Raw genomic sequence first — 13,913 nt, 5'->3', positions numbered from 1 at the left:
TTTTTAAAACCTTATATGATTCGTCTGATTACTTATTTTTTGATGTTTAAAGCTTTTGCGACTGCAAACGGTCTATCTGTAGCAAAAACGTCTATTCCCTTTGCGCTCCATACATTATAAGGCACATCGCCTTTTGCTTCCGCTTGCTTATCTAAGTTTCCTAAGGTGCCCAAAATCGTTTTTATGCCGTGAGCTTGTACTTGTTTATAAAAAGCATCAGGCGACAAACGTGTACCAGTAAAGGCTAACATATTTTCAGTGGGTATGTTTGACTCTAAAAGCCAATGCAGTTCCTTTTCATTTCTTGCAGAAACTGAGAGTAATAATTCTGGTGCCAATTGGTAAGCTTTTTGAGCCTGTTCTAAGTCGTAAGTGATAATAACACAATGGTCTTCTGCCTTTTCCTGACGAATAGCATCAATAACGTCTGCTACTGCCACACTGCGTTTAATATCGACTGTCAACACAGCATCATTTGCTTTTGCCCACTTTAGTATCTCTGTAAACAGCGGGATTTTAAACCTTGTTTCGTTACCAAAATCGTCTTCTAAATTATAGCTTTTTAATTCCTGATAAGTAAAATCGGTTAATGGGCCTATTCCTGTTGTGGTACGTTCTAAACTATTATCATGCATTAAAACTAACTGATTGTCTTTGGTCTTTGCAACATCTATTTCAAAAATAGCAGGAATACTATCGTTAACATATTGCAAAGTTTCTAAACAGTTTTCAGGATACTTTGCAATGCTTTTCCCACCGCGATGCACACTTATAATTGGTGTGGCATTGGGTTGATATTTAAACGCTTCAATTAAAGCAGATTTCTTAATCGTTTGTGTTTCGGCTTCCGATAAAACTGACGGATTAGAAACAGCATCTTTGCATGACACAACAAAAACAAAGAGTAGTATATAATATAAATGCTTCATAAGTTGGTATTTCTGTTCACGAGGTTTCTAAAGCCTAAAAGTTATTAATTAAAAAAACCGTCTAGAACATATCTAAACGGTTTTAAATTATTATAAATTTTAAATTAAGCTTTAGCTATAACTTCAAATTCTATATCTGCAGATACAGATCTGTGTAAACGTACTGTTGCAGTGTATTGCCCCAAACGTTTAATGTTTCCACCTGTAATAGATACAAATTTCTTGTCTACTGTCTGACCTTCTTTTTCAAAAGCTTCTACTAAATCAGCCTTAGTAACAGATCCAAATAATTTATCTCCAGCTGAAGCACCTTCTGTTGCTTTCGCTGCAATTTTAATGTCTAATTGTTTTAAAGCGTCCATTATTTTGTTCGCTTCTTCAATTACTTTCTTGTCTTTATAGGCACGTTGCTTTAAGTTTTCAGCTAATACTTTCTTTGCAGAAGTAGTTGCCAACACAGCGTGACCTGTAGGAATTAAAAAGTTTCTACCATAACCGTTCTTAACCGTTACAACATCGTCTTTAAATCCTAAGTTTTCAACGTCTTGTTTTAATATAAGTTCCATTGTTATGATAATTTTATTTTAATAAATCTGTTACGTATGGTAATAACGCTAAGTGACGCGCTCTTTTTACTGCTACAGATACTTTTCTTTGATATTTTAAAGAGGTTCCTGTTAAACGTCTTGGTAAAATTTTACCTTGCTCGTTAATGAAACCAATTAACCAATCTGGATTTTTGTAATCGACATACTTAATTCCTGATTTCTTGAAACGACAATACTTTTTAGCTTTGTTCGTATCAATGTTTAAAGGCGTTAAATATCTAATTTCGCCTTCTTTCTTTCCTTTTGCTTGCTGCTCTATAGATGCCATAATTACGCTTTTTGTTTAAGTTTAACTCTTCTTCTTTCTGCCCACGAAATCGCGTGCTTGTCTAAAGCTACAGTTAAGTAACGCATAAAACGCTCATCACGTCTAAACTCTATTTCTAAAGGGTTAATGTGTTCACCATCTACGGTGTACTCAAATAAGTGGTAGAAGCCACTTTTTTTGTTTTGAATTGGGTAAGCTAACTTCTTTAAGCCCCAATCTTCTTTGGATACCATCTTTGCTCCTCTAGAAACAAGAAAATCTTCGTATTTCTGTACTGTTTCCTTTATCTGTGTTTCAGATAAAACGGGATTTAAGATGAAAACAGTTTCATAATGATTCATAAAAATCTATTTATTGTGTTAAAAATGAGTGCAAAAATAATTCTTTTTATTTGATCTCACAAATAGTTCTCTATGAAATTCACACGAATTATAAACCACTCAATTCTAATTGAAAAAATGTTAAAATTTACATTTTAGCGATGTTTTTTGGTTTTCATCCGAATTTTTTGTAACATTGTCGATAATTAAACCCAAATATGCTAACGTTATGACTCTAAATTGCGTAGTAGTTGATGATTCTGCAATACAGCGACTTTCTATAGTAAAGTTGATTGAGAACAATAACTCTTTAAATTTAATTGCTGAATACAGCAGTGCTCTAGAAACAAAGAACGGCTTAAACACACATAAGGTTGACCTTATCTTTTTAGATATTGAGATGCCCGTACTTAATGGTTTTGAACTATTGGACGTCCTTAATAATAAGCCTCAGATTATTTTTGTTACTGGCAAAACAGAATATGCGTTTAAAGCTTTTAACTATGATGCAACAGATTACCTACAAAAACCAATTACTCGCGATCGCTTTAATCAAGCCGTAGAGAAAGCACTAGAACAGCACAAATTAAAACTTGACTTTAATGAAACTGAAGGCGAACATATTTTCGTAAAAAGCAACCTAAAGAAACGTAAAGTTTACGTTAAAGATATTAAATGGATTGAAGCACTTGGTGACTACGTAAAGTTAGTAACCGAAGACACATCTTTAGTAGTTTTATCTACTATGAAAGCTTTTGAAAGCGAATTACCCGAAGGTAAGTTTTTAAGAATACATAAATCTTACATTGTGAATTTAGATAAAGTAGATCGTTTTAACAGTAAAAATGTTGAAGTTGGCGCTTATGAAATTCCGTTAAGCAGAAATAAGAAGACCTTATTGGTAGATGCTTTAAATAATATTTAAGCAGAAACCTCTACATTAAATAAATCCTACATACATACCACTAAAATCCTGCTTTAATTAGCGGGATTTTTTTTGTGGGGTAAGTTGGTCATTCCGCGCTTTTTCATAAAAAAAGCATAATACGCTCTAAAAGCAGAGTCTCAAAATAACAATCAAGTACTTATTATTCTATTAAGACACTATGACTTCGTTTATTCATCCTTGACTTAGTACTAACAAAAACTAATAGTTATCAACATTAATAATCACACGCACCGCTCTAAAATCTTTTACAGCCTCAAAACTGCTGTTAATTTTCTTTATTGCCGCTTTTGTTTTCCCTAAGGATTGTGCTTGCGGAATTTTTATCAACACATTTTTATGGTATTGATTTCGAATTCTTGAAATAGGTGGGTATTCTGGTCCAAGAATATTGGCTTTAAATACTTGCCGCAACGACTTGGCAAACCAATCGCTGGCCAATTCTACTTTATTATAGTCTTTGTGTTTAAACGTAATTTTAATTAAACGATAAAATGGCGGATATTTAAAATTATAGCGTTCTTGCAATTGCTCTTCAAACATTCCTTTGTAGTCATTTGTAGACACCTGTTGCACTATTTTATGATACGGGTTATAGGTTTGAATGAGTACTTTACCGCGCTTCTCGGTTCTTCCAGCACGGCCCGACACTTGTAACATGAGTTGAAAACTTCGCTCGTGTGCTCTAAAATCAGGAAAATTAAGCATATTATCTGCATTCATAATGCCAACCAACTTCACATTTCTAAAATCTAAGCCTTTAGTTAACATTTGCGTACCCACCAAAATATCAATTTCCTGTTGTTCTAAAGCGGTAATGATTTTTTCATAGCCATATTTACCGCGTGTCGTATCTAGATCCATACGTCCTATCTTATGCTCTGGAAATAAGATTTTCGCTTCAGCTTCTATTTGCTCTGTGCCAAAGCCTTTAGTATCTAAACCAGCAGTACCACAAGCCATACATTTTTGAAGCATCGCAATAGTATAGCCACAATAATGACACCTTAATTGACTGCGGTATTGGTGATACGTTAAACTCACATCACAATTAGGACATTGTGGCGAATGACCACAGGTATTACACTCTACAATTGGCGAATACCCACGGCGGTTTTGAAATAAAATAACCTGATGCCCCTCTTGTAAGGCTTCCTTAATTTCGCTAACCAACCGGTCACTAAAATGACCTTTCATAAGCTTTTTCTTCTGCTTTTCTACCAAGTCTACCAATTCAATTTCTGGTAGTTGCACATTGTTGTAACGCTTGTTTATTTCAACAAAACCATATTTATTCTCCTTAGCATTGTAATAAGATTCTAAACTTGGTGTAGCACTTCCTAATACCGTTTTTGCCTGATGTAAATTTGCTAAAACAATAGCTGTATCTCGTGCGTGATAGCGCGGTGCAGGATCAAATTGTTTAAAAGACTGCTCGTGTTCTTCGTCTACAATAATTAATCCTAACTCATGGAAAGGTAAAAATATTGAGGAACGAGCGCCTAGTATTATCCTGGCTTTCGGAGAATCATTAAGCACATGGTTATAGACCTCAACACGCTCATGCGCCGAGTATTTACTATGAAACACCGCCACTTGCTCTCCAAAATAGTTTTGCAATCTGGTAACCAATTGTGTTGTTAAAGCTATTTCTGGAAGCAAATACAGGACTTGTTTTCCCATAGAAAGCATGTCTTCAATCAGTTTAACATAAACCTCGGTTTTTCCAGAAGAAGTAATCCCGTGCAATAAGGTAACGTTTTGCGACTTAAAAGTTTCTTTTATTTCTTGAAGTGCTACAATTTGAAAGTCATTTAATTGTTTTGAATCTTCATTCTCTTCGCCATCATATTGCACACGATCTGTCTGAACATGATACTCTTCAAGAATATTTTTATCTATTAAAGCTTTAACTATGGCCGAAGAACTTCCACTCTGTTCAATAAGCTCTTTAACTTTTACCGGTTTTTTTGTTTTAGCTGAAATACTAAATAGCGTCAAAACGACCTGGCGTTGCTTTTCAGCTCTGCTTAAATCTTCTAATAACTCTTGTAATCCCGATTGTGAAGCATATTCCCTATGCAGTTTAACGTAGCGTACATATTTAGGCTTATATTTTTCGTAAATTTCTTCTTGTAATAGAATAACTTCTTTTTCTATGAGTCGCTTAATTACGGGAAGTACATTTTTTTTATCCAGAATATTCGAAATATCCTGAATTTTAAGAGAAGACTGGTGTTGCAATGCCTCAAAAACCAAAAACTCATCGTCTTTTAAATCGGCATCATCAATAGTTTTAGTCAGATTGCGACTAATGAGTGTTTCACTTTCTAAAATAAAAGCATTGGGTAATGCAGCGCGCATAACTTCGCCTACGGTACACATATAATATGTAGCAATCCAGTTCCAGAGTGCTAACTGTGTTGCTGTAACAATAGGGCTGTCATCTAGAATTTGATGGATTTCTTTGGCATCATAAATGGAAGGCGCTTCAGTATGAATTTTTCCGACTAATCCCGTGTAAATTTTTGTTTTTCCAAATGGGACAGACACGCGCATACCGACTTTAAGAAATTCAGACTCCGCTTGCGTAATACTATAAGTGAAACGTTTTTCTAGTGGAATGGGTAATATGACGTCTATAAAATGATTCAATTGGGATTGTTATAGGATGTGATTATTAGAAATAACTTTGAAAGTTATTTTCAAGTTTAACTCTTTTTATTTTAAGATTTCATTTTTAAATTAAAGTCTAGACTGAGACTGAACACTAATTATTCTGCGACCCTTTTCCAATACTGGGTTTGATAAAAGAAAGCGAAATAACCACGTACTTGTAGAACATCTAAATTGTCTTCTTCTAAAGCTAAACGCAACCTGTACACTTTGCCATCTTCAGGATTCACTACGGTGCCATTTCTATAATAATCCCCCTCTTTCTCCATGTTTTTAATGATATTCAAACCTAAAATAGGCTTGTTATAATCTTCCCCTTCACAATGTATACAAGGTAAATCTCGTTTAGAAGCATCAAAAATTGCTACAATTTTCCCAAAAACTTTACCATCATGCTTATAAATCTTAACTATAGATTTCGCCTCACCGGTTTTATCGTCTATGGTTTTCCATTTACCAAAGATATCTTGAGAAAATGCATTACTTGATAATAATAAAACTACACTTAAAATTAATCTATTCACCATACTTATGTTCTCTTTTTAAACGCATCATCGCCATATTTAGTTCAAAACCCAGTAATAAAATATTTGCATTTAACCACAAATAAAACAGGAGAATCAATAAGGCTCCTATTGAACCATAAAGTTCATTATAACTTGAAAAATACTTAATATAAATACCAAATAAATATGAGGTAAGCATTATCAATACTGTTGTAAACACTGCTCCTATCGAAAAAAACCTTGCGTACCTCCCTTCTTTTGTTCCCAAATAGTACAATGTTGCTGTTGCTAAAAATGTTACAATTACAAAGAAAGTATATTGTGCTACATTGGCCCAAAAATGTGTTTCACGATACGTATCAATTCCAAAGGTCTCTAAAAAATCTAATGTACGTCCAACAACATAAATTTGAAAATAACCTAATACAGCTACGGTAATAATGAGTAGTATAGACAAAATTAATGCGACACCCATTGCAAAAAAATACTGTTTGAAGATGTTACGCGTAGGTTGCTCATGGTAGGAACTTTCGAAACCTAAAAATAATGCGTACACGCCATTAGTCATTAAAAAAACAGCCAAAAATAATACGGTAGATAAAAGTCCGCTATTGGTGTTTTTACCTTGTAAAGCTTTGAAGATATTGTCTGAAAAGAAATCAGAAGTGGTTGGGGGTAACACGGATTTTAAAAATGCCAAAAAATCCTGTTCAAAGCCATCGATTGGAATGTTCGGTATTACAATAATTATAAACAATAAAAACGGGAACAAAGCGGTAAAAAAACTATAAGCAATCGCACTACCTCTGGTTGTTAATGCCCCTTTAGCTATTCCAATAATATAGAGCTCTAACAAGTCGTAAAGAGATAGTCCTTTTAAACCTGGTAATTTTATCTTACTAAAGCCTTTAACAAAAATATTAAGCACAGGAATTTTAAGCAGCTTATCTCTAAGCTGTACTTCAACCAATTTTTCTTCTAATTCAATATTTTCTTCTAAAATTTCTGGCATACCGGTGACTAATCTACAGCTTTTAAGCTTAAATCTAAATTATATACCGAATGCGTTAAAGCGCCAGAGGAAATATAGTCAACACCACATAGTGCATAGTCTCTAATTGTTTTTTCGTTAATACCGCCAGAGCTTTCGGTTAAGCATTGATTCCCAATAAGTGCTACTGCCTTTCGGGTATCTTCGTAATTAAAGTTGTCTATAAGAATACGGTACACGCCCTCGCTTTTAAGTATTTCCTTTATTTCGCTTAAATCACGGGCCTCTACGATTATTTTTAAATCACGATTTGTGTCTTTTAAATACTGTTTGGTTTTTGCAATGGCTTTGGTAATACCACCAGCAAAATCAATATGATTATCTTTAAGCATAATCATGTCATACAAGGCAAAACGATGGTTCTCACCGCCTCCAATTTTAACGGCCCACTTTTCTATCGCACGAATACCAGGTGTTGTTTTACGGGTGTCTAAAATTTTTGTCCCTGTGCCTTCCACTAAATCGACAAATTGTTTTGTTTTTGTTGCAATAGCACTCATACGTTGCATGGCATTTAAGACTAACCGTTCTGCTTTCAAAATGGATTGTGAAGCACCAGTAACATAAAAAACAATGTCTCCATAATTGACTTTGCTCCCATCTTCAATTAACACCTCTATTTTTAGTTCTGGATCGACATAAGCAAACACTTGTTTTGCAAAAGAAACCCCAGCAATAATACCCTCGTCTTTTACTAAGAGTTTGGCTTTACCTTTGGCGGAAGCAGGGATACAAGATAGTGAGCTGTGATCGCCATCACCAACATCTTCTCTAATGGCGTTGGCAATTATTAATTCTATTTCTTTATCGAATTGGGCTTTACTTATCATTCCTAAATTACTTTACTGCTAAAATAATGATTGAAAATCAAAATATTCGAATTTTCAAATTCCAAATTCCAAAAAGTTTTACCTTTGGTGCCATGACTATCAAACTTATTGCCATTGGCAAAACCGATAATAAGCAGCTTCAAGCGCTAATAGACGAGTATACCAAACGTTTGGGTTTCTATATTAAGTTTCAATTGGAAATTATTCCTGACCTCAAGAATGTTAAAAACTTAAGCGAAGCGGAACAAAAGCAAAAGGAAGGTGAGCTTATTTTAGCTAAACTAGCCAATACCGATGTTTTAATTCTATTAGATGAAAATGGGAAGCAATATGATTCTGTTGGCTTTTCAAATTACTTACAAAAGCACATGAATTCTGGCATTAAGCAATTGGTTTTTGTTATTGGTGGTCCTTATGGGTTTAGTGATGCCATTTACAACGCATCCAGAGGCAAAGTGTCACTCTCAAAAATGACCTTTTCACATCAAATGGTACGTTTATTTGTGGTTGAGCAATTGTATCGTGGCTTTACGATTTTAAGAAATGAGCCTTATCACCACAGATAGAATTTCTCCGTCATCACAGCTATAGAAACGCGTAATCCTTGATGGATTTAAGCAAAACATAGTATAGCACTATGGATTTAAAATTTCCTTCTCAATCGCATCAATCAAATCTCTTGGTGCATGACCACGCTGATTGGATAACACAACAATAACTAAATCATCATCTCTATACACCCGTAAATGAGATAGCGCGCCAACAAAACTGCCCCCATGTTCTGCTACCCGCCGCCCATTTCGGGTTCTAACATCCCAGGCGATGCCATTGGGGGTATAGGAATTGACAGGCTTCCATAAACGATTATCACGTGTGCTTGCATCAATAATCTCTCCTGTTAAATGCTTATATCCAAAACGTACCAGATCAACGGCATTACACTCTATACCGCCGCCTAAAACCTTCCAACTATTATTGTTGTGCACCGCTAAAAGCCCTGTGTCTAAATAAGGTGCTACCCGCTCATAATCAGCCTCTAAAATTGCATCCTTAAACATAACCTTCATACTACTCAATCCATACTGATCTGCAATTTCTTCTTCCACCAATTGTGAGATTGGGCGATTGGTAACCGATTCTAAGACTGCTCCAATAAATGTAAACGCATGTGTAGAATAATTTCTTGAACTCCCAATGGTACAATTAGCCAGCGTAGGCGTATTCCAGAGTTGCTGTGTTGCTGCTAAAGCGTTGTTAAAATGAATACCTATAGGCTCTGGACCTGCAGAGTAATGCCACATACACCCCGTATGTGAAAATAATTGTTCAACGGTATGGCTGTGGCTATTATTTGGAATCGCCAAAAAATTAGTAGTGGGTTGTGTTAAGTCTAAGGACACCCCCGTCCCATCTCTCAATTGTCCTTCGGCTTCTAATTTTGCTGCTAAAGTCCCGCCAATAACTTTTGAAATCGAACCAATAAGATAAACAGATTTACCGTGTGCCTTTTTATTCGCTAGCTTGTCTGCTTCTCCAAAACCTCTTTGATAGACTACCTGTCCGCCTTGAGCTACCGCCACTGAAACAGCTGCTATATTATTATCTATTTGATATTGGCTAACTAAAGCCGTAATAGCCTCTTGCTTGCTATAACGTGACCTAATGGTATTATTCTCTGTCCATACACCAGCATAGCGCCTGCCACTTGGCGTACTATAACTCTCAAAGTCAATTAAACGATAACCCATATCATTATATAACCGCCAATAATTGGCATATTCTATTTCTGTTTTGTCTGTTCGAACGGCTGTTTTATGATTGTAAAGATTTTTTTCCCAGATAGCTGCATATTTTTGTTCATTACCAACGGTATACGACTCAAAATCTATGACCTTAAAGCCCCGATTACCAAAATCATCTATTTTTTCTCGGTATTCTGTTCGCGTCATGCCTTTAGATTCTGCCCATTCTAAATTTGTAGGGTTCTCATACCATAGGGCTGAAAATTTCAGGTCTTCCGAAATATAATAGGCTTCAATATCTACCAAACGAAATCCAGCGGCTAATTTTTCTTCCAACAAATTATCAAATGCTGTTGCTGTTAAATTACGATGAGATGACCAAGCGATACCTTCTTTATTTTCCTCCCAAATACCCGCATATCTGTTATTAGAACCTATTTGGTAACATTCTATAGCTGTAGGCTTCCAGCCCAACGCTTTATATTCTTCCCATTTTTTATGATACTCTTCTGACGATAAATCACGCCATTCTGCCCAAGCACGCAAATCTGTATTTTCTTCCCAGATCATAGCATACTTTGTTTCTAAACCGCTTTTATAGGCATCAATAGCTTTTATAATCCAGCCTTTGTTTTTATATTCTTGAAAGTATGTTGAAAACTGCTCGCCCGATAAATCTGTTCTTGAGGCCCATTGAAGTCCTGGTGGCAAGGTCGTTTCAGGACTCGTTTTCATGACACCTTTTAAACTATCACAAGAAAAAAAGACAAAAATAACTAAACATAAAGCCTGATTTTTTAATTTTGAGGCGCGGACGCTTCTTTGTGTTTTTAGACTTGGAAGCATTTTCATAATTTAAACGATTTGGTGTTTTTCTGACTGCAAAACTAACCTTATTATACGAAGATGAGTAAGGACTTCACTCGATATTAAATAGGCTGTTTTTCCCTTTTAACTTTTTATCACAAATAAGGGATAAAAAACAGTAGTAAACTTTACTTTTGAATTTAAACTTAATTAAAAACATGCAACTCGTTTTCGCTACAAATAATCTTAACAAATTAAAAGAAGTACAATCCTTAATTCCGGAGCATATTAAGCTTGTAAGCTTAAAAGACATTGGCTGTTTTGAAGACGTCCCAGAGACACAAACCACCATTGAAGGCAATGCGATACAAAAAGCAGACTATATAAAAGTGCGTTATGGCTATGATTGTTTTGCAGACGATACCGGCTTAGAAGTTGAGGCCCTAAATAATGATCCTGGGGTGTATAGTGCGCGTTATGCTGGAGAACAACGTGATGCTAATGACAACATGGATAAGTTACTTTTAAATTTAAAAGACAAAACCAACCGAAGCGCTCAATTTAAAACAGTCATTGCTTTACACCTTAACGGCAAACTAGAAACCTTTACAGGCCTTTGTAAAGGGGAAATTACAAAAGAAAAAATTGGAGACCACGGCTTTGGTTACGACCCCATTTTTAAACCTAATGGCTACTCCGAAACCTTTGCTCAAATGGATTTGAAGTTAAAAAATGAGATTGGTCATCGTGGGAAAGCAGTACAATTATTAATTGGTTTTTTGAATAAGCTGTAGTAGAACCTTAAATGCGACCTAGTTGGCTGCACAAAATAATTAAATTATATTTTACAGAGCTATCTAAATTTATGCACCCCTTTTCTGGATGATTAAAGATGCACAGTCCAAAGTTCGCGCTAACGCTTATTCGTTCATTTTTATTTTAAATTAAAGTACTCATGAGTGTTTCACAATTGCAGAGGCATCCTTTTTTCTACCCTAAAAACTTTAAAAAGCCATAGAAGATAGCGTATTAAAGCACTCAAACCGCTATCATTCAACTTATTACCACATACCTATTAAATAATTCTTTAATCAAAAATAGTTTATCTCAAATTTAGTTGTACCTTTGCACCTTGAAAAACGCAATAGCGTTATTTTACTCCTCAGAGAGAGGATGTGTTATTAGAAGTTTTAGGTTAAGTATGTTCAATGCGCTTCTATTTGTAACACCAAACAGATTGACATTGAAATACATAAGAAAGAATGAGCACATTCCAAGATTTAGGTCTTAACGAAGATCTATTAAAAGGTATTACAGATTTAGGTTTCGAAACCCCTTCTGAAGTACAAGAAAAAGCAATCCCAATTTTATTAAACGAAGACACAGATTTAGTGGCTTTAGCACAAACCGGAACTGGTAAAACAGCTGCTTTTGGTTTTCCAATGTTACAAAAAATTGACATTGACAGCCGCACAACACAAGGTCTTATTTTATCGCCTACTCGTGAACTTTGTTTACAAATTGCGAACGAAATGAAAGCCTACGGTAAATACTGTAAAGGCTTAAACGTCGTTGCTATTTATGGTGGCTCTAGCATTACAGATCAAGCCCGTGAAGTAAAACGTGGTGCACAAATTATTGTAGCAACGCCTGGTCGTATGAAAGATATGATTAGCCGTCGCTTAGTCGATATTACAAAAATTCAATATTCGGTTTTAGATGAAGCCGATGAGATGTTAAACATGGGTTTTAAGGAAGATATTACAGAAATTCTTTCTGGAACTCCTGAAGATAAAAATACCTGGTTATTTTCTGCAACCATGCCGAAAGAAGTGGCTACGATTGCAAGAAAATTTATGAAAAGTCCGCAAGAAATTACGGTTGGTCATAAAAACGAGAGTACAGATAATGTCTCTCACGAATACTATTTAGTAAATGCCCGTGATCGTTACCAAGCGTTAAAGCGTTTGGCAGATGCGAATCCTGAAATATTTTCGGTAATTTTTTGTCGTACCAAACGCGATACACAAAAGGTTGCAGAAAACTTAATTGAAGATGGTTACAGTGCTGGTGCATTACATGGTGATTTATCACAGAATCAACGTGATATTGTGATGAAGCAGTTTAGAAGCCGCCAAATACAAATGTTGGTTGCTACAGATGTAGCTGCTCGTGGTATTGATGTAGACGATATTACTCACGTTATTAACTACCAATTGAGTGATGAAATAGAAACCTATACACACCGTTCTGGTAGAACAGGTCGTGCTGGTAAAACAGGAGTTTCTATGGTAATTGTTTCTAAAAGTGAAGTGCGCAGATTAAAAAGCATCGAACGCATTATCAATAAGAAATTTGAACTAAAGGAAATACCTAACGGTATGGAAATTTGCGAAGTGCAATTACTCTCTTTAGCTAATAAAATTCATAACACAGAAATCAACCACGAGATTGATAAGTATCTTGAAGATATTAATAGTTTATTTGAAGACACTTCTAAAGACGAATTGATCAAGAAATTCTTCTCGGTAGAGTTTACACGTTTCTTTAATTATTATCAAAAATCTAAAAACTTAAACGTTGCTGCTGGCGATTCTGGTAGAGATAGCGGAAGAGATTCTGGTAGAGAATCAAGTGGAAGCGCTGCACGTTACTTTATCAACGTTGGTGAGAAAGACGGTTTTGATTGGATGAAGTTAAAAGATTTCTTAAAAGAAGAATTACAATTAGGTCGTGATGATGTTTTTAAAGTAGACTGTAAAGACACCTTCTCTTTCTTTAATACTGAAAAAGAACACCAAGAAAAAATATTGGCTTTCTTTACAGACTATAAACACAACGGACGCTTTGTTAACGTAGAAATTACAGAAGACAAACCAAGTCGTGGCGGTCGTGGTCGTGGTGCAAGCGGTGGCGGAAGACGCAGAGATGGCGGTGGAGACAGAAAACGTAACGATAGAAGTTCTGGCGGTGGCGGAGATAGACGTTCAAGCGGAAGACGCAGTGAAGGTTCTAGCGACAGACGTCGTAGTAGTGATGACAGTCCTAAACCAAGATCAAGAAGAAGTGATGGTGGTGACAGAGATAAATCTGAGTTTAAAACTACACACGCAACTCCTAGACGTTCTAGAAGGTAATTCAACTTGAATTTTAAACCTTTTTGTTAATATTAAGTCAAAATGAGAACTATAAAAGTGCTAAATACAATTTGTTTAGTATTTTTATAGTTC

Annotated in this window: 13 protein-coding genes; 4 read left to right on the top strand and 9 right to left on the bottom strand. The window is 35.4% G+C overall.

All coding sequences use genetic code 11. The features are described 5' to 3' along the window. Positions 1 to 32: 32 nt before the first annotated feature. The 4 genes from GQ46_RS16305 to rpsF form a co-directional block, all read right to left on the bottom strand. Entirely contained in the window at positions 33 to 929 is an 897-nt protein-coding gene (locus GQ46_RS16305) for a glycerophosphodiester phosphodiesterase family protein (protein WP_044404040.1), read from the bottom strand. Between the two features lie 104 nt (positions 930 to 1,033). Next, positions 1,034 to 1,495 (bottom strand): 50S ribosomal protein L9, encoded by a 462-nt coding sequence (gene rplI / locus GQ46_RS16300; protein WP_044404037.1) that lies wholly within the window; start codon positions 1,493 to 1,495, stop codon positions 1,034 to 1,036. 13 nt (positions 1,496 to 1,508) lie between these two features. Continuing rightward, the gene (gene rpsR / locus GQ46_RS16295) at positions 1,509 to 1,808 is read right to left on the bottom strand and encodes a 30S ribosomal protein S18 (protein ID WP_197077382.1); all 300 of its coding nucleotides are present in this window, start codon (positions 1,806 to 1,808) and stop codon (positions 1,509 to 1,511) included. Continuing rightward, positions 1,808 to 2,146 (bottom strand): 30S ribosomal protein S6, encoded by a 339-nt coding sequence (gene rpsF, locus GQ46_RS16290; RefSeq protein ID WP_044404031.1) that lies wholly within the window; start codon positions 2,144 to 2,146, stop codon positions 1,808 to 1,810. The genes rpsR and rpsF overlap by 1 nt, the downstream gene beginning before the upstream one ends. 208 nt (positions 2,147 to 2,354) lie before the next feature. Here rpsF and GQ46_RS16285 point away from each other — a divergent pair, with 208 nt between their 5' ends. Beyond that, on the top strand, positions 2,355 to 3,050 hold the full coding sequence (locus GQ46_RS16285; RefSeq protein ID WP_044405255.1) for a LytTR family DNA-binding domain-containing protein: 696 nt from the start codon (positions 2,355 to 2,357) through the stop codon (positions 3,048 to 3,050). Between the two features lie 222 nt (positions 3,051 to 3,272). Here GQ46_RS16285 and priA read toward each other — a convergent pair whose 3' ends face one another. The 4 genes from priA to nadC all read right to left on the bottom strand — a co-directional run bounded on the left by priA (position 3,273) and on the right by nadC (position 8,134). Continuing rightward, on the bottom strand, positions 3,273 to 5,726 hold the full coding sequence (gene priA, locus GQ46_RS16280) for a primosomal protein N' (RefSeq protein ID WP_044404028.1): 2,454 nt from the start codon (positions 5,724 to 5,726) through the stop codon (positions 3,273 to 3,275). A 119-nt stretch (positions 5,727 to 5,845) separates the two neighbouring features. Next, on the bottom strand, positions 5,846 to 6,274 hold the full coding sequence (locus GQ46_RS16275; protein WP_044404025.1) for a DUF2147 domain-containing protein: 429 nt from the start codon (positions 6,272 to 6,274) through the stop codon (positions 5,846 to 5,848). After that, positions 6,264 to 7,265 carry a YihY/virulence factor BrkB family protein gene (locus GQ46_RS16270; protein WP_044404022.1) on the bottom strand — a complete coding sequence of 334 codons (1,002 nt, stop codon included), beginning with the start codon at positions 7,263 to 7,265 and terminating at the stop codon, positions 6,264 to 6,266. The genes GQ46_RS16275 and GQ46_RS16270 overlap by 11 nt, the downstream gene beginning before the upstream one ends. Before the next feature lie 8 nt (positions 7,266 to 7,273). Continuing rightward, positions 7,274 to 8,134, bottom strand: coding sequence for a carboxylating nicotinate-nucleotide diphosphorylase (gene nadC, locus GQ46_RS16265; RefSeq protein ID WP_044404019.1), 861 nt, complete (start codon positions 8,132 to 8,134; stop codon positions 7,274 to 7,276). A gap of 92 nt (positions 8,135 to 8,226) precedes the next feature. Here nadC and rlmH point away from each other — a divergent pair, with 92 nt between their 5' ends. Then, the gene (rlmH, locus tag GQ46_RS16260; RefSeq protein WP_044405252.1) at positions 8,227 to 8,700 is read left to right on the top strand and encodes a 23S rRNA (pseudouridine(1915)-N(3))-methyltransferase RlmH; all 474 of its coding nucleotides are present in this window, start codon (positions 8,227 to 8,229) and stop codon (positions 8,698 to 8,700) included. A gap of 69 nt (positions 8,701 to 8,769) precedes the next feature. On the opposite strand, the gene GQ46_RS16255 is transcribed toward rlmH, so the two are convergent. Continuing rightward, entirely contained in the window at positions 8,770 to 10,611 is a 1,842-nt protein-coding gene (locus GQ46_RS16255; RefSeq protein WP_197077368.1) for a serine hydrolase, read from the bottom strand. A 290-nt stretch (positions 10,612 to 10,901) separates the two neighbouring features. Here GQ46_RS16255 and GQ46_RS16250 point away from each other — a divergent pair, with 290 nt between their 5' ends. Both GQ46_RS16250 and GQ46_RS16245 read left to right on the top strand, forming a co-directional pair. Next, positions 10,902 to 11,477, top strand: a complete 576-nt coding sequence (locus GQ46_RS16250) for a non-canonical purine NTP diphosphatase (RefSeq protein WP_044404013.1) — start codon at positions 10,902 to 10,904, stop codon at positions 11,475 to 11,477. Positions 11,478 to 11,945: 468 nt separating this feature from the next. Next, entirely contained in the window at positions 11,946 to 13,820 is a 1,875-nt protein-coding gene (locus GQ46_RS16245; RefSeq protein WP_044404010.1) for a DEAD/DEAH box helicase, read from the top strand. Positions 13,821 to 13,913: the final 93 nt, after the last annotated feature.

Source organism: Lacinutrix sp. Hel_I_90 (genome assembly GCF_000934685.1).
Lineage (GTDB): Bacteria > Bacteroidota > Bacteroidia > Flavobacteriales > Flavobacteriaceae > Lacinutrix.
The sequence above is the reverse complement of the archived record's forward strand: the minus strand, read 5'-3'. Positions and strand labels throughout refer to the sequence as shown.